Origin of the sequence: Thermomonospora umbrina, assembly GCF_003386555.1 — a bacterium.
In the GTDB taxonomy this organism is placed as follows: domain Bacteria; phylum Actinomycetota; class Actinomycetes; order Streptosporangiales; family Streptosporangiaceae; genus Thermomonospora; species Thermomonospora umbrina.
Genome location: NZ_QTTT01000001.1, coordinates 4,287,445 through 4,303,430, shown reverse-complemented (window position 1 = coordinate 4,303,430; position 15,986 = coordinate 4,287,445). Strand labels below are relative to the sequence as shown.

Annotated in this window: 14 protein-coding genes; 4 read left to right on the top strand and 10 right to left on the bottom strand. The window is 69.4% G+C overall.

Features of this window, described 5'->3' with window-relative positions; translation table 11 throughout:
• Positions 1 to 265 precede the first annotated feature (265 nt).
• The 4 genes from DFJ69_RS19205 to DFJ69_RS19190 all read right to left on the bottom strand — a co-directional run bounded on the left by DFJ69_RS19205 (position 266) and on the right by DFJ69_RS19190 (position 6,922).
• Positions 266 to 3,940, bottom strand: a complete 3,675-nt coding sequence (locus DFJ69_RS19205; protein ID WP_170177715.1) for an RCC1 domain-containing protein — start codon at positions 3,938 to 3,940, stop codon at positions 266 to 268.
• A 500-nt stretch (positions 3,941 to 4,440) separates the two neighbouring features.
• Positions 4,441 to 5,103, bottom strand: coding sequence for a TetR/AcrR family transcriptional regulator (locus DFJ69_RS19200; RefSeq protein WP_170177714.1), 663 nt, complete (start codon positions 5,101 to 5,103; stop codon positions 4,441 to 4,443).
• A gap of 178 nt (positions 5,104 to 5,281) precedes the next feature.
• Complete coding sequence (locus DFJ69_RS19195; protein ID WP_116023875.1) at positions 5,282 to 6,121, bottom strand: alpha/beta hydrolase family protein; 840 nt, start codon at positions 6,119 to 6,121, stop codon at positions 5,282 to 5,284.
• Positions 6,122 to 6,274: 153 nt separating this feature from the next.
• The gene (locus tag DFJ69_RS19190) at positions 6,275 to 6,922 is read right to left on the bottom strand and encodes a TetR/AcrR family transcriptional regulator (protein ID WP_211328661.1); all 648 of its coding nucleotides are present in this window, start codon (positions 6,920 to 6,922) and stop codon (positions 6,275 to 6,277) included.
• Positions 6,923 to 6,984: 62 nt separating this feature from the next.
• Between DFJ69_RS19190 and DFJ69_RS19185 the strand changes: the two genes are divergently transcribed.
• A complete protein-coding gene (locus tag DFJ69_RS19185) occupies positions 6,985 to 8,760 on the top strand; it encodes an N-acyl-D-amino-acid deacylase family protein (protein WP_116023874.1) in 1,776 nt (591 codons plus the stop codon).
• A gap of 111 nt (positions 8,761 to 8,871) precedes the next feature.
• Here the strand turns inward: DFJ69_RS19185 and DFJ69_RS19180 are convergent, their stop codons facing one another.
• Both DFJ69_RS19180 and DFJ69_RS19175 read right to left on the bottom strand, forming a co-directional pair.
• Positions 8,872 to 9,138 (bottom strand): hypothetical protein, encoded by a 267-nt coding sequence (locus tag DFJ69_RS19180; protein WP_116023873.1) that lies wholly within the window; start codon positions 9,136 to 9,138, stop codon positions 8,872 to 8,874.
• Positions 9,131 to 9,685 carry an RNA polymerase sigma factor gene (locus tag DFJ69_RS19175; protein WP_116023872.1) on the bottom strand — a complete coding sequence of 185 codons (555 nt, stop codon included), beginning with the start codon at positions 9,683 to 9,685 and terminating at the stop codon, positions 9,131 to 9,133. Before DFJ69_RS19175 ends, DFJ69_RS19180 begins: the two co-directional genes overlap by 8 nt.
• Before the next feature lie 269 nt (positions 9,686 to 9,954).
• Here DFJ69_RS19175 and DFJ69_RS19170 point away from each other — a divergent pair, with 269 nt between their 5' ends.
• Positions 9,955 to 11,217 (top strand): alpha/beta fold hydrolase, encoded by a 1,263-nt coding sequence (locus DFJ69_RS19170; RefSeq protein ID WP_245974766.1) that lies wholly within the window; start codon positions 9,955 to 9,957, stop codon positions 11,215 to 11,217.
• Positions 11,218 to 11,268: 51 nt separating this feature from the next.
• On the opposite strand, the gene DFJ69_RS19165 is transcribed toward DFJ69_RS19170, so the two are convergent.
• Genes DFJ69_RS19165 through DFJ69_RS19155 form a run of 3 tightly spaced genes read right to left on the bottom strand, consistent with a single transcriptional unit; the run spans position 11,269 to position 13,530 of the window.
• Positions 11,269 to 11,970: a response regulator transcription factor gene (locus DFJ69_RS19165; protein WP_116023870.1), complete on the bottom strand. Its 702-nt coding sequence runs from the start codon at positions 11,968 to 11,970 to the stop codon at positions 11,269 to 11,271.
• Positions 11,971 to 12,022: 52 nt separating this feature from the next.
• Positions 12,023 to 13,084, bottom strand: coding sequence for a sensor histidine kinase (locus DFJ69_RS19160; protein ID WP_211328660.1), 1,062 nt, complete (start codon positions 13,082 to 13,084; stop codon positions 12,023 to 12,025).
• On the bottom strand, positions 13,081 to 13,530 hold the full coding sequence (locus tag DFJ69_RS19155; protein ID WP_116023869.1) for a hypothetical protein: 450 nt from the start codon (positions 13,528 to 13,530) through the stop codon (positions 13,081 to 13,083). The genes DFJ69_RS19160 and DFJ69_RS19155 overlap by 4 nt, the downstream gene beginning before the upstream one ends.
• A 194-nt stretch (positions 13,531 to 13,724) precedes the next feature.
• Here DFJ69_RS19155 and DFJ69_RS19150 point away from each other — a divergent pair, with 194 nt between their 5' ends.
• On the top strand, positions 13,725 to 14,237 hold the full coding sequence (locus tag DFJ69_RS19150) for a CHAP domain-containing protein (RefSeq protein ID WP_116023868.1): 513 nt from the start codon (positions 13,725 to 13,727) through the stop codon (positions 14,235 to 14,237).
• A gap of 25 nt (positions 14,238 to 14,262) precedes the next feature.
• Here DFJ69_RS19150 and DFJ69_RS34370 read toward each other — a convergent pair whose 3' ends face one another.
• A complete protein-coding gene (locus DFJ69_RS34370) occupies positions 14,263 to 14,424 on the bottom strand; it encodes a hypothetical protein (RefSeq protein WP_170177480.1) in 162 nt (53 codons plus the stop codon).
• Positions 14,425 to 14,572: 148 nt separating this feature from the next.
• On the opposite strand from DFJ69_RS34370, the gene DFJ69_RS19145 reads away from it, so the two are divergent.
• Positions 14,573 to 15,577 carry a hypothetical protein gene (locus DFJ69_RS19145; RefSeq protein ID WP_116023867.1) on the top strand — a complete coding sequence of 335 codons (1,005 nt, stop codon included), beginning with the start codon at positions 14,573 to 14,575 and terminating at the stop codon, positions 15,575 to 15,577.
• Positions 15,578 to 15,986 lie beyond the last annotated feature (409 nt).

The window sequence follows — 15,986 nt, the reverse complement described above, 5'->3', positions numbered from 1 at the left end:
CACAACAGTTCCTTACCCTCTCGACATCACAGATCATCGCGACCCAGAATCTTGGGCACTCGATCACAGGGCAGATCACGACATCAAGGTAGACGGAATACACCATCATCGGAAGTGCAAAGAGGTCGATCGGCGAGCAAGAATTGCCCGGACAAGTGATCAACGAGTCTGACCGGGGATTGAGCAAGGTAGGTGCCATTGTGCTGCCGCCGGCGAGACGAGCCGGGCACGAAGTTCCTCCGTGCCCGGCTCATGCGGTTGGCTGTCAGGGCGTGCCGCTGACGGGCGCCGGGATATGGAGGCTGTTATTGTCGCCGTGCCCCAATTGACCGTGTCCGCCGTAACCCCAGGTGTAAGCGGTGCCGTTATGCAGCATGGCCGCAGAATGGATGCCAGAGCCGACGGAGCTCGTCGCCCCGGTGAGGGTACCGATAAGCGACGGCTTGGGCATGGTCTCGCCGGTGGAGCCCAGCCCGAGCATTCCGTGGTCATTGGCGCCCCAGGCGAAGGTGGTCCGGTTGAACCTCATGGCAAACGAATGCGAGGCTCCGGCGCCGACACCGAACACCCCCGTGAGGCCGCTGACAACGTGCGGAGCGATGACATCGGGACCCGTGGAACCCGTGCCCAGTTGGCCCAGGTCGTTGCGGCCCCAGGCCGCCACCGCGCCATTGGACCCGACCGTCAGCGAGTGGCCATCCCCGGCGGCCACAGATCCCGCCCACGTCGATAGATCGCCGATCGCGGTCACCTGCACCGGCGTGAGACGGGTGTCGGTGCTGCCGTCACCGAGTTGGCCATACGTGTTGTCCCCCCAGGCCCACAGGGTGCCGTCGGACTTGACCGCCAAGCCGTGGTGCCGACCGGCGGCCATGTCGACCACATCGGTGAGGCCACTCACCTGCACCGGCGTCATTCGGTTTTCCTGATCGCCATTTCCGAGCTGCCCAGCCAAGCCGTCGCCCCAAGCCCACAGTGTTCCGTCGGACTTCAACGCCAATGACCAGAAGTCGTCGGCGGCCACCGCCGTCATCCCCGAAAGCCCCGACACCTGCACCGGAAGGGAACGATTGGTCGTCGTGCCGTCACCGAGCTGTCCTGCGGAGTTTTCGCCCCAGGCCCATACCGTGCCATCGGCCTTGACCGCCAGCGCATGCGCAGACCCTGCCGCCAGTGCCCGCGGCGACCGCACGACACCGGACAGCCCGGCCACCTCGGCGGCAACATTACGGCCGGTCGTCGTCCCATCTCCCAACTGCCCATGAGAATTACTGCCCCAACTTCGCACCTTCCCATCATTGCCCACTGCCATAGTCCAAGATCCTCCGACCGCGATACCGCCGCGGAGGAAATCGATTGCCCTCCGAAGATTGGGTAGCGGCCCGACATGCTTGGGATCCGATGGTGGCTGAGGGGTACCGGTCACCTTCAAAATGTGCCGCACGAGTTGGGGCGAGAGCGGTGCGCCCATGTGCTTGGCCACACCTTGGAGAGATGCCACCACACCTGCGACGATCGCGCCGGCTCCGGATGTACCACCGAATTCACCACGGTACATCTTGTTCGGATCCGTTTCCGAAGGGGTGAGGTTCTTCCAGCTCGACACTCCGAGCGTCGCTATGCAGAGCCCGTAGCCTTGAACATCCACTCGGGATCCATAGGTGGAGTACTTCCATGCGGTGCGCTCAGCCGGCCGATTAGCGTCTACGCAGTTGACACCATTATCGCTCGGAGGCTCTCCGGCACCCACCATGATCGCCCCCGAATCGGGACGACTCATGATGGTCACAGCATTGGGATTGGCGGGATCATCGAGGTTGACGGTATTGTTTCCGCCCGGCTCCACGACAGTGACCCCCGCTGCGGTGGCGAGCACCGTCAGGTCGTAATACACAGCGGACAGCTCCACTGGGTGCTGTCTGTTATTCACCACGAACGCATACTCAAAGAGCAACACATCGCCGGGCTCCGTGTCCGCCAGCGCGTCGGCGTAGCTCAGCGAGTCGCCCAATCGAAAGCGAACATTGGGTGCGATGCCCGCAATGCCCTTGCCGTTGCCGTCCTTGGCACCGATGATCCCAGCCACACCTGTGCCGTGGCTGCGGGTCGAGCAGGGGCCGTCGATCGAGGGCTTCAGGAATTCCGGCGTGGTGTGGGCCAGATCCTCATGGCAGAAGTTCCACAGGTTGAGGCGCAGCGGCTCCGTCGGGACATTGGTGTCGGTGGTGGTGCCCAGCCCAAGCTGTCCTGCGGCGTTGTCACCAAATGACCATATGCCGTAGTCGTTCGTAGTGAGGATCGTGTGATGGGTCCCCGCGGAGACGGCCCGCATCACCGAGGCGGCCTCGGGATCCTGGTAGCGGACGGGCGTGGTGGTACTGGCGGTCGTGCCGTTACCGAGTTGTCCCTCAGCGTTGGAACCCCAGCCCCACAGCGCGAGGCCGTCAGTGGTGCTCGTGGCGAGGCTGTAGTCGGAGCCGCCGCTCACGATGACGGCTCCGGTGACAGTGGATACCTGTACCGGAGTGGTCCTCTGGACCGTGGTGCCGTCCCCTAGCTGGCCGAAGTCGTTCTTACCGAAGGCCGAAATGGTGTTGTTGGAGGACACCACCAATGAATGGTGAGCTCCGGCAGCGACCTGCTTACCCGCCAGGCCGGGCACGGTGATCGGCGTGAGGCTGTCAGTGGTAGCGGTGTTGCCGAGTTGTCCGTTGGCGTTGAGCCCCCACGACTTTACCTCGCCGCTCGCCAGCAGGGCCAGCGAGTGACCCGCCCCGCCATCGATAGCACCACGTTCGATCGTCGACACCCCCGTCAGAGCGGACACCGAGATCGGGGTGCTCCGGTCATTCGTCGTGCCGTCGCCAAGTTGGCCATGGACGTTGTCGCCCCATGCCCGCACCGTGCCGTCGGACAGCACAGCCATTCCGTGGCGTGCTCCCGCCGCGATGCTCACCGCATTAGTGATACCGTTGACCTTCACGGGAGTTGAACGATCCGTGGTTGTGCCATCGCCGAGCTGACCCTGGTCATTGGCACCCCAGGCCCAGATGGCACCGCTGGATAGCGCCAGTGAGAAGTCATCACCGGCGGCCACCGCACTCACGTTCGATAGGCCGGGTATCGCCACCATCGTGGTGCTGTTCTGTGTAGAGCCGATGCCGAGTTGGCCACGTGCGCCGCCACCACCCGCCCAGACTCCCGAGGTGTAATTATCGACCACCAAGGTGTGTTCGTCGCCCGCGGCGACCGAGACTGAGTTCCGCCGCGGGGTGATCGTCATGTCACCTTCGAGGTCGGTGACGGTGACACGGTCTCCCTTTCCGCCCGGGACTGTGTGTGCGGCATCGGCGTCAACACCGGTTCCTGCGGCGGCCCCGACCGCGTTGCGGTACTTCTGCTGGGGTTGCAGCGGGTCGGCTGTGGGGGCGATCTCAGGGCCGGCTTGGGCGATCTCCACGAAGGGGAGCGCGTTGAGGTCCTTCAGCAAGCCCTCGATGTTCCTCGGGACCGTCACGGTGAACCAGGAGTTCAAGTCCGGCAGCCGGCGGCCGGTGCGCTTCTCCCCTTGAACCCGCCGGTCACTGATGGATTGCTCCGACCGGCTCGACAACGGACGAATGCGCGCAGAATATCGATCCAGAACCTTCTGCAACGCCGCAGCATTTCCGCTGGCACGGGCTGCGGCTTTCCCCCTCCGCACCCGTACCTGATCGTCCGACCGGAACTTCACCGTCAGCTCGGTGGCGGAAAAGCCCTTAGGCAAGGGGCCTCGGGTGCCCGGGGCCCTGCCCTTGTCCTTGCCGTGGTCGTAAGCGGCCTTCAGGGCCGGTTCGGCGTTCGCCGGCACGGCCGCGACCACCACCGGTGACGCGCCCAGCATCAGTGTCGCGGCGATCGCGGCGAGTCTTCGCCGCCATCCGCCGAGAGGTTCGGTCATGCTCGTCTCCCTGGTCTTCAGTCGGCACAGACTGCCGTGACCCGGCCGTGCGCGCGGCATCGACACCGTGAGGCGAGCCCGTCAGGTCAATGGCGCAAGGCTAGGCAGGAAAAACGATCATGAGAAGTGACAGGACGCTCGTGCGGCGGGTGCGAACGCTCAGCTTCGTGATCAAGACCCGCGCAGAGTGCGGTTCCTCGCTGGACACCGTCGTGTCCGTCATCGGCCGAGCGACCGACGTTTACAGCCGGCGCGCACGGGTAACCGGCGGCCGCGCCGTTCGCGTCAGGACGGTCGATCGCCGGAAACGGCGTCATAGAGCGTCGAGCCCGCGAACGGGCCCAGGCAGACCACGGCGGCGTACACCACGGACAAGGAGAAGCGCGCCCACCGGCACCGACGGCGAGGACCGACATCCATTGAGGCCGGAGAAACCGACGCACCCGTCCGGACGGCGGGGCGGCGAGGACGGCGGAGCTCCGCAGTACCGCCGTTCCGGGTCAGGCGGTGTCGTTCTCCGTGAGTTCGTGGAGGAAGCGTTGGTAGAGGAGGTCGAAGAGGGTGCGGGCGATGTCGATGAGTTCGTCGAGGTCGGCGGGGGTGTCGACGAGGAGCCATTCGGTCATGAGTTCGGTGACGCCGCCGACGAGGACGGTGGCGCCCAGGCGCATGCGCTTGGTGCGGGGGACGTCCAGGGTCCGGGTGAGGGTGTCGAGGATGAACTCGCCGAAGTCGCGGCGGACCTGCCGGTAGCGGGCCTCCGTCGTCGGTGTGCCGACGCGGATGATCTCGTGGAAGACCAGGCGGGTCACGCGCGGGTCCGAGCCGAGGGAGTGGATGAGCGCCGTCAGGCCGGCCTCGGACTGGGCCTCGATCTGGGGGGCGGCCCGGCCGAGGGCCTCGGCGACGGCGGTCAGCGTCCGGGTGATGTGGGTGTCGTAGATGGCCAGGAGGAGGGCCTCGCGGTCGGTGAAGGACTCGTAGAAGTACCGCCTGCCCAGCTCCGCGTGGTGGCAGATGTCCTTGACGGTGGTGGCGTTGTAGCCGACGGTGCCGAACAGCTGCAGGCCGGCCTCGAGGAGGCTCGCGCGGCGGGCGGCGACGCGTTCGGGGCCGTCCATGCCCCGGTAGCGTCGCTGGTTGACCGGATCGGCTGCCGCCATCGCTGTCTCGTCCTCGGCTTCGTCAGTCGCCCAACAGCCGTCTGTCGTCGTCCGCGTCGCAGAGGCCCTCGGTGGGTCGGTGGCGATCATCGAGCTGTTCGCCGCCTCGAGTTTAGGCGCTGCCGTGACCGAGACCGGCCCCTGCACGTCGAGGGGCCGGTCTCAGGCCGGGCCTCGGTCAGGTGAGGGGGCAGGTCCCCTCGTACGAGGCGGGGTTGGGGCACAGGAACTGGTCGTAGCGGGTGTCGTCGTCCAGGAACCGCTTGAACCAGGACACCGCGAACTTGGTCAAGGTCGGGTTGGCCAGCAGGAACGGCGTCATGTGGTCGCCGGGCAGGGTCAACAGGGCCTTGTTCGGCGAGGTGAGCGCCTTGTAGAACGGCGTGGCGAAGATCGCCATGGGCGCGACGAAGTCGATGTTGGCGCCGACGACCAGCGTGGGGGCCTTGACCTTCGGGATCACCGGCCCACCGGTGAGGTACCACGGCGCGAGGGGCACGGCGGCCTTGAGGTCGGGCATCTTGCTCGCCGCGTCCAGGGTGCCGCCGCCGCCCATGGAGTGGCCGCTGAGGCCGAGCCGGGTCGGGTCGACCTTGTCCTTGACCGGGCTCTTGGTCTTCATGTAGTCCAGCGCGGCCCGCAACTGGTCGCCCCGCGAGGGGGGCGGGTCGGCCACGGTGAAGGTGCCCATGGCCATGACCACGAAGCCGTGGGAGGCGAGCGTCTTGGCGTACCAGTGGACGAGGCCCTCCGGGCTGATGAACCCGGGCGAGACGGCGATGGTGCCGAACGTGCCCTTCTCGTCCTTGGGATAGAAGATGGTGCCGCTGCCGAACCCGGTGTGCCCCGTGGCCTTGACCTGGTCGACGGCGAACGGTCCCGCGATGGCCTTCACCGAGGCCTCGGTCGGGTCCGGACCCCGCTGGTACGGGCTGTCCAGCGCGGAGGCGTACGACGGCCCCGCCACCACCATCGCGATCGCCGCGCAGAACGCGACCAACGCCTGTCTGATCCTCATCCGACCTCCTCGAACCCATCCGGAACGCTCATGCTCCAGATATCAGGGATGCGAGTGTCACAGATGGCTTCGACGCGGGAATACGGCGCGACCGACGGAAAAACGCGATCGGCGCTAGCAGCCGAGGACAAACGCGCCGTCCGGCGCGAGGGCTCAGCCCTCCCGGCGACGCCCGATGAGGAACTCGGCGAACTCGCAGATCAGCACGAGCCGGCGTTCCTCGACGGCGGGGTCCGGCGCGATCTCGCGGCGGATGGTCTCCCCGTCGAAGAGGTGCTCCAGGCTGTTGACCAACAGTTCGAGGTCCTCGTCGGCGAACAGCTCACTGCCCGGCACCAGCCGCGCGACGGCGAGGATGTCGGCGAAGAACCGCCGACCGGTCTCGCTCAGCCGGACCCGCAGCTCCGGGTCGGTGCGGGCGGCCACCATGAGCTCGAACCACACGACGTTCTCGACGGAACGGTGGCGGGCCCGCATCAGCCGGAGCACCTCGAGGAGGCTCGGCTCGCGCAGGTCGGCCAGTTGCGCCCGGACGTGGGCGAGGTGCCGTTCGCCGACCTCGGCGGCGGCGGCGACGATCAGGTCCAGCCGTGAGTCGAAGTGCCGGAAGAGGCCCCCGCGCGACACCCCGGAGCGTTCGCAGATCAGCCCCAGCGAGGTCTGGGCGTACCCGTTCTCCGCGATCACGGCGATCGTCGCGTCGAGCAGCCGGCCGATCGTGGACTCGCGGCGCTCCCGTTGGGTGCGCCGACGACGCACGCCCGGACCCTCCTCGGACGCGATCACGGCACGGTTCGCCATGGCCCAAGGTTACGGGACGGCGCGCCTTGACACTTTGAGACCGATCGGTTTCTATCTTGCCCATGGGATGGGACACGATCGTTCGCGGCGGCCGCTGGTTCGACGGCACCGGCGCGCCGTCGGCCGTACGTGATCTCGGCATCCGAGGCGGCAGGGTGGTGACGGTGTCGGAGACGACACTGGACGCCACCGACTGCCCACAGGTGATCGAGGCCGCCGGGCGCTGGGTCGTGCCGGGGTTCATCGACATCCACACCCACTACGACGCCGAGGTGCTGCTGGCACCGGGGCTGACCGAGTCGGTGCGGCACGGCGTCACCACCGTCATGTTCGGATCGTGCTCGCTGGGCGTCGTGCACGTCGGTCCGACCGACGCGGCGGACCTGTTCAGCCGGGTGGAGGCCGTCCCCCGACAGCAGGTGATCCGCGCCCTGACCGAGCACGGGACCTGGTCGAACGCGGCGGAGTACATCACCGCCCTGGAGTCGCTGCCGCTGGGCCCGAACGTGACCGCGTTCCTCGGACACTCCGACCTTCGGGCCGGGGTGATGGGTCTCGGCCGATCCACCGACCGCCGGGTCGCGCCGACCACGGCGGAGCTGCGCCGGATGCGGGGACTGCTCACCCAGGCGCTCGACGCCGGATTCGTCGGCCTGTCGGAGATGCGCAACCCGTGGGACAAGCTGGACGGCGACCGTTACCGATCGCGCACCCTGCCCTCGACGTACGCGTCGTGGCGGGAGTACCGGATGTTGCACCGGGTCCTGCGGGGCCGGGGTCGGGTCCTGCAGTCGATCCCGAACCTGACCACGCCGTTCAGCCTCGCGCTCTACCTGGCGGAGTCCATGGGCGTCGGTCTGCGTCCGGCGTTGAAGACCAGTTTCCTCACCGCCGCCGACGTCAAGGCCAACCCCTTGCTGCACCACACGATGGGCCCGATCGCGCGCCTCGCCAACAACGTCGGCCGCGCCGACTTCCGCTGGCAGCACCTGCCGGTCCCGTTCGACATCTACGCCGACGGCATCGACCTGGTGGTCTTCGAGGAGCTCGGCTCCGGTGCCGCCGCGCTGCATCTTCAGGACGAGGCCCGTAACGCGTTGATGCGCGACGAGGCGTACCGTCGCCGGTTCCGCCGCGAGTACGACCGCCGGTGGACGCCCCGGGTGTGGCACCGCGACTTCTACGACGCGCACATCCTCGCCTGCCCCGACGAGTCGGTCGTGGGCAAGACCTTCGGTCAGGTCGGCGACGAACGCGGCCTGCACCCCGTGGACGCGTTCCTCGACCTCGTCGTGGAGCACGGGACGAAGGTCCGTTGGTACACCACGATCTCCAACCACCGGCCCAAGGTGCTCGACAAGCTCTCCGCGCTCCCCGAAGTGCAGATGGGCTTCTCCGACGCGGGCGCGCACCTGCGGAACATGGCGTTCTACAACTTCCCGCTCCGCCTGCTGCGGCGCGCCCACCGCTCCGGCTTCATGTCCATCGAACGAGCCGTGCACCGGCTCACCGGCGAGCTCGGCCAGTGGTACGGCATCGACGCCGGGACCCTGCGCGAAGGCGACCGCGCCGACCTCGTCGTGATCGACCCCGCCGGGCTCGACGAGTCGGTCGACCGCCCCACCGAAGCGCCCGTCGAGGCCTTCGGCGGCCTCGACCGCATGGTGAACCGCAACGACCGCGCCGTCACCGCGACCCTGGTCGCCGGCAACCTCCTCTTCGCCTCCGGACGCGCCGACCCCCTCACGGCCCGCCGACGCACCGGCCGCTTCCTCCGCGCGGGCGAGCCACGCGGCACCGTCGACCCGGCCACCCGACGGGAACCCGTCACGAACTGAACGCCGGCGGCGGTCCCGGATGCTGTGGGCGATGACCTCGCCGCCGAGGAGTGCGAACCGACCCGGATGAGCCGGGCACGGAACGACTCCGTGCCCGGCTCTCGTTCCGGCCTACGTGGGGTCGGCGACGCGCAGTTCGCAGCGGCCGTCGACGCAGGTCCGTTCCAGGCGGCCACGGGAGACCGTCTGAACGAGGCCGATCGTCCAGCACGTCGGACACCCGCGCAGGGCGAGCAGACCGACCGGCAACAGCAGCGCCCCGACCGGGCCGACCGTCGCCAACAGGACGAAGGCCCCGGCGAACGAGCCGAACCCGATCAGGCCGCGCGCGAGATGGCGCGGCAGCGACGCGCTGCCGAAATCGATCGCCTCAGACATCGCCGTCGTCTCCTTCCGTCGGGCCGTTCAGGGTCTGGTCGACGGCGGCGCGGGCCCGGTGCAGCCGCGACTTCATCGCGGGGACGCTGAGCCCCAGAGCGTCGGCGACCGTGCGACCGCCGTGCCCTTGGACGTCCCGCATGATCAGCACCTGACGCTGCTCGGCGGGCAGCGCGGCGATCGCCGCGACCACCCGTCCCACCTCCAGCCTCCGGATCACCTCGTCCTCCGCCGAGGGCAGCGGCCGATCCCGGATCCGTTCGCGCCGCCGAAGCATGAGCCGGGAGCGCCGAACGCACTCGTTGCGCACGATGCGGAACATCCACGACGCCAACGCCCCGGTGGCCCGCAGCGTCCCGATCTTCCGATACAGGATGATCAGGGCCTCCTGCGCGGCGTCCTCCGCGTCCTCCGGGGTCGCGCACAGCGACCGCGCGAACCTCCGCACATGCGGATGCGCCCCGGACACCAGCGCCGTCAGCGAGTCGACGTCACCGTCACGCGCGGCGGCGACCACCTGCGCACTCGGCCAACCCCCCTCAGCCACGGGACCGCCGCCGCGCCAGGGAGTACGCGCACGCGCAGACCAGGACGGCCGCGCCCACCACACCAGCGATGACCATGGAGAACCTCCGAGCCGGGAGACCGGCCCGCCGCCGGTCTCTCACCATAGGAGGCGACCGACCCTCAAAAGGATTCACGCCCGTGCCGGACCGGGCCCGGCTCTTTGCGGGAGCTTCATGCGCCCCACCGCAGGAGCCACATTCCGCCGCGTTCGACTGGTGCCCATCGGCCGAACGAACGGGAGTGACGAACATGCGAGAGATCGGGCATCGTTCCATGGCGGCGGCTTTCGCCGTGGCGGTGGGACTGGCACTGACCGGGTGCGGTGCGGGAGGTTCGGCGGCGGGACGTGCCGCGGCCGACTCCGGCGCGACGCCGGTGGAGTTCAACGAGGACCAGTGGTTCCGGTCCCTCCGGCTGACGACCTGGGAACAGCAGGGCGGCGACCCCGTCGTGATGAACGCGGTGCTCCTGCGCATCAAGAACGCGCGCGGCAAGCGGGAGAACCCCGCGTGGTACGACACCGTGATCGCCCCCGGCGCCGGCAACTGGATCACGGAGTGGAGCGCGGCCGGACGACGGGCGCAACGCCACGCCGAGATCGCGCACGTGCGCGGCGACGTCGCCGAGGAACGCAGGCGATGGCTGGAAGCCTCCACGTATCACACGCTGGCCGCCTACCCGGAGCATCGCGAGTCCGCACGAGAGAGGGCCGCGTACACGGCGGCGAAAGCGGCGTACGTCCGGGCGGCCGGCCTCACCGAGGCGGGCGTCCGAGAGCTGCGGATACCGTTCGAGGGCGGGCTGCTGCGGGCGTACCTGCATCTGCCCAAGGGCGGGGGCCGATTCCCGGTCGTGGTCACCTCCGGCGGCATCGATGTCGCCAAGACCACCCACTTCACCCTCTTCGAGAGGCACCTCGCACCCGCCGGGATCGGCATGGTCGCGCTGGACAACGCCGGCTTCGGCGACAGCCGGGCCTGGCCCGCGGATCGGCCGGACATGGATCGGCTCTACCGCGCCGTCGTCGACAGGCTGCAGACGGAGCGTGGGGTCGACACGACGCGGATCGGCGCCATGGGCGCCTCCTACGGGGGCAACACGGTCGGTCGGCTCGCCTTCACGGACAAGCGGGTCAAGGCCGTCGCCTCCATCTGCGGTCCCGTGCATCAGGGTCTCGACCTGGGACCCGCCATGATCGAACGGTTGCCGCCGATGACCCGGGCGGCGCTGGCCGCACGCTACAACGTCCCCGTCGATGACACCGAGCGACTGGGACGGATCGCCCGCACGGCGTCACTGGTCAACCAGGGTCTGGTGGGCACGCTGCGTACGAACGCGTCGATCCTGGCCATCAACACACCCGACGACCCCCTGGCACCGGTCGGCGATCTCCGGCGTCTGGCCGCCTCGTCCGCCGACGGCGAGGTGAAGATCACCGGCGGCAGTGGGCACTGCCCACCGATCAAGGAGCGGTACGAGGCCGTGACGTCCTGGTTCGTGCGAAAGCTGTGAAACCCCTGCGGGCCCGGGGGGACGGGTGCCCCCCCGGGCCGGCGCGCCCGCTCACCCGCCGGCGGGAGGCGCGACCAGCCGGTAGCCGACGTTGCGGACCGTGCCGATGAACCGCGGTCGCCCGGCGGCGTCGCCCAGCTCCCGACGGAGGGTGGCGATGTGGACGTCCACCACCCGCTCGTCACCGAAGAAGTCGTACCCCCAGACGCGCTCCAGCAGTTGACGGCGGGTGAAGACATGGCCGGGCGCCCGCGCGAGGGCCCGCAGGATGTCGAAGTCGAGCGCGGTGAGATCGACGTGACGGCCGTCGTCGACGACCACCGCCCGACGACCCGGATCGATGAGCAGACCGTCGAAACGCAGCAGGCCGTCGTCCGCCTCCGGCGCGGTCGCGCGGCGCAGGATGGCGCGTGCCCGCAGGGCGAGCTCCCGTGCGCTGAACGGCTTGGTGACATAGTCGTCGCCGCCGGCGGTGAAGCCGACGACACGGTCGATCTCCTCGTCCCGGGCGGTCAGCAGGATGACCGGGGCGTCGCTGCTCGACCGGAGCCTGCGCAGCACCTCGAAACCGTCGAGCCCGGGGAGCATGACGTCCAGGATCACCAGGTCCGGCTCATCGTCGAGCGCGGCGCGCAGCCCGCCGGGGCCGTCCGCGGCCTCGCTCACCGTGAACCCGTCGGCTTCGAGGTATCCCCGGACCACCATCCGGATCTTGGCCTCGTCGTCGACGACGAGGACCCGCTGCGCGGTCATGGCCGTCACTCTGCCACGCCGGGCGTGGGGGAACATGAAGCCCGTATGAAGGTCACGGCGCCCGCAGCCGGACACGGAACGTGGCCCCCTCGCCCGGCCCTGGGGAGCGTGCGGTGATCTCGCCGCCGTGGGCGTGGACGATGCCCCGGGCGATGGTCAGGCCGATGCCGCTGCCGGCCGCCGGCGCCGCCCGGCCGGCGTGCTCCACGCGTTCGAAGCGGTGGAAGATCCGCTCCAGGTCCTCCTCGGCGATGCCCACACCGGTGTCGACGACGGTGATCACGGCCTCGTCGCCCTCCCGCACCACGCTCATCTCGACCCGGCCGCCGGGATCGGTGGCGGCGAGCGCGTTCCCCAGCAGGTTGGTGACCACCTGCGCGAGGCGTCCCTCATCGACCTCGGCCCGGACCGGCCCCGGCACCTCGACCCGCAACTCGACACCCTGGTCGACGAACTGAGGACGCAGCCGCTCCGCCGCCCGCAACGCCATGGCGGCCACGTCCGTCTCGGCGCGTTCGAGGCGGAAGGCCCCCTCCTCGGTCCGGGAGAGGCTGGAGAGATCACCGGCGAGCCGCTGAAGGCGGGCGATGTCGTCGATCAGCGAGGCGAACAGCTCGTCCGAGGGCGCGAACACTCCGTCGACGACGCCGTCGAGTTGCCCGCGCAGCGTGGTGAGCGGTGTGCGCATCTCGTGGGCGACCTCGGAGACCAGCCGGGCCCGCCGCCGTTCCACGTCGGCCAGTTCGGCGGAGAGCCTGTTGACGTCGGCCACCAGCTTGCGCAGCTCCGGTTCGCCGGGCAGCGGCACCTGCTCGCCGTAGTGCCCGGCGGCCATGCGATGCGTGGCCGCACGGATCCGGTCCAGCGACCGCAGCAGCAGCCGGGAGAACACCACCGCCGCCACCACGGCGACGGCGAGGCCGAGCGACAGCGCGATGGTCAGCGCCTCGTTGAACGCGTCCTCGATCTCCCGGGACGAGACCAACCCCGTCCGCCGATCCCCCTCCGGATCGAACCCGGCCGGCACGAGCAACGGTGCCACGGCGAACATGGCGACGACCGAGATCAGCACCGCCGCCAAGTGAGAGAGGAACAACCGCACCCGCAGACTCACCCGACCACTCCCGCCTCGCGCACGATCACGTGCTGGGGAGCCCCTCGTGGGAAGGCCCAGACGTGCCCGGACGTGCTGATGGCCGTGACGGTGACGGCGTCGAGGGCGACGTGCGCGAACGGATTGGACCACTGCGAGATCGCCGCCCACTCCAGCGTGTCGTCGCCCCTGGTCAACGCCACCCAGCCGATGCTCCCGTGCGACGCCTCCCCCGCAAGCACCCGGTGCCCCTCGTGGGCGTCTCTCGCCAGTACGGCATCGACGTCCAGCCACTCGACCGGCTCCCACCGCGAGGCCCGCAACACCGGCCGCCAGCGCGGGACACCGCCTCCATCGAACGACAGGTCCATGACCACCAGACCACCGTCGCCGTACACGACGAACTCCCCATCGGGAACCCGCCGCTCCCGCCACCACGCCTGCACGTCGATCGGGTCTGGACGCATGACGGAGATGATGGCACCGCCTCGCCGTCGGCGGCGCGGACGATGCGTCCGTTCGTCCGGAAACGCATGAACGGCCCTGCGGCCATGACCTGCTCACCTCGGCGACATGACAGACGTCGCAGTCATTCAATTACGGTGAGTGATTATCGGGCGGGCGGCGATGGGCCTCCACCCGGAGCGCATTAGGGGGCCCGATGGGCAAGATCTCGGCTGTCGCCTGCACGGGCCTGGTCGCCGTCGCGATGCTGGGAGCGGCACCCGCCTGGTCTGCGACGACCGCCCACATCGAAAGCGTCGCCGCCAAGGCATCCTCGGTCGCGGCAGGTGACGATTACCCGTATCGGAACGGCTCCTGGCACGAGGCGGATCCGTGGAACTTCTACAAGCGCGAATGCACCTCGTTCGTGGCCTGGAGAATGCGGCAGCTCGGCGTGCGCTTCCACAACCATTACAAGGGCGTCCGCTGGAGCAACGCCAACAACTGGGACAACGCCGCACGACGCGTCGGGGTCAGGGTCGACCGTCGGGCCACGGTCGGCGCGGTGGCCCAGTGGAACCGTGGTCGCTTCGGTCACGTCGCCTACGTCTCCCACGTCGGACGCGGCACGGTGACCATCGAGGAGTACAACCGGAACGGCGGCCACCACTACGGCCGACGAACGATCCGCACGAGCCAGGTCGAGAACTTCATCCACATCGCCCGGTGACGCGCCCGGTGCCCTCGTTCCGGGCCTACGTGGGGTCGGCGACGCGCAGTTCGCAGCGGCCGTCGACGCAGGTCCGTTCCAGGCGGCCACGGGAGACCGTCTGAACGAGGCCGATCGTCCAGCACGTCGGACACCCGCGCAGGGCGAGCAGACCGACCGGCAACAACAGCGCGCCGACCGTCACCATCAGGGCGAAGGCCCCGCGCCCTCGCCTGGCCTCACCCGTGCGGGGGAACGGACGCCTGCCCGTTCACACTTCGGCGGGTGCCGATCGGCCGTCGCCTCCAGAAGACTCGCCGAGTGTCGAGAGCGATCGCTTCGGGGGATGGGTTCACGTGACGCAGGATCTGGCGGGGCTTCCGGCGGCGAAGGGTGTGGGGGCGCGCTGGAGCACCGCCCGCAGGGCCGCGGGCCATGGCGCCGCGCTGAGCATGTCCCTCTATCTGTCCGTCAAGGTCGTCTGGGTCGTCATGGCCCTGTTCGGGGACGCTCCGGACGGCTTCGGCACCGCGGACTGGATGGCACTGAACGCCGTCACCGTGGTGATGGCGGTGACCGGGGTCGCGCTGGGACTGGCGCTGGCCCGGCCATGGGGACGTCGCCTGCGCCCTGAGCCGGTGCTGTTCTTCTCTTGGGTGGGCGCGGGTTTCCTGGTCCCGATGCTTCCGTACGCGATGCTCAGCGGTGTCCTCGGCGCGGTAGGGGTCGGCTCGGGCGGCGATGGGGGAGATGGGGCTGACGAGCCGAGCCTGATGCCGCAGTGGGAGACCGCGTTCCTCACCATCGGCTTCGCCGGGATGGCCGTGGGGCTGGCCGTGGCCGTACCGATCTACCTGAGGGAGCGATGGCCGCGGGCGTTCCTCGGGCAGGTCGGGCAGGGACGTCTCCGCTCGTCCAAGCCGATCAAGGCGGCGATGGCCGTGGCCCTCGCCCTGGGCCTGCTCTGGTCTTCCTGGGCGCTGGGCGCGACGTTGGGCTTCGATCCGGCTCGTCGCGACCATCTGGACCTCAACGGGCGACTGCTGAGCGGGAGTTCGGGAGTGTGGGCCCTGCTCGGAGCCTGGAGCGTCTGGGTGCTGACGCGCCGCCGTCCGGCCGGCCTTCCGCTGTGGATCCCGCTGACGCTGGCCTTCGGGGCCTCGGGCTCGCTGTTCGCCTGGAGCGCCTGGAAGCTGCCGATGGTGATCCTGCGGCCGGGAGGCTTCGAGACCGCCGAATACCTGGCACTCGCCATCGTCGAGCACACCCTGGCCATCGGTGTGGGCCTGACCCTGATGTCCGCGGTCCTGCGCGCTGCCCGTGGCACCGCAGGAGCCGCGAGTACCGCACACCTCCAATAAGTGCTCGTCCCAAGGGCCTTCGCTTGCGCAGGTTCCGCCTCGCGCGCGTCCAAGCGGTGGGGCTCCTCGTCGCCGCCGTCGGCGTCGCGGCGATCACACGGGTGGACGGGAACGCGGCGGAGCCGCCTCGGCCGTTCAGGAGACCAGCGGGGAACTCGGCATGGCGATGGGCGTCGCCGTCCTCGGCACCGTCGCCTACCGCGACGGCGTCAGCGCCGCCGTGCCCGACGGCATCCCCGCCGCGTCGTCCGAGTCCGCCCTCGGCGGCATCGGCGGCACCGTCACCGTGGCCGAAGGACTCCCGCCGCAGCAGGCCGCCCACCTGCTCGACACCGTCACGGGCTCGGCCCTTGGCGACGCCCATGCGTTCGGCCTTCCCCCTCGGCGCGCCCGATGCCCTTCGTGGGCG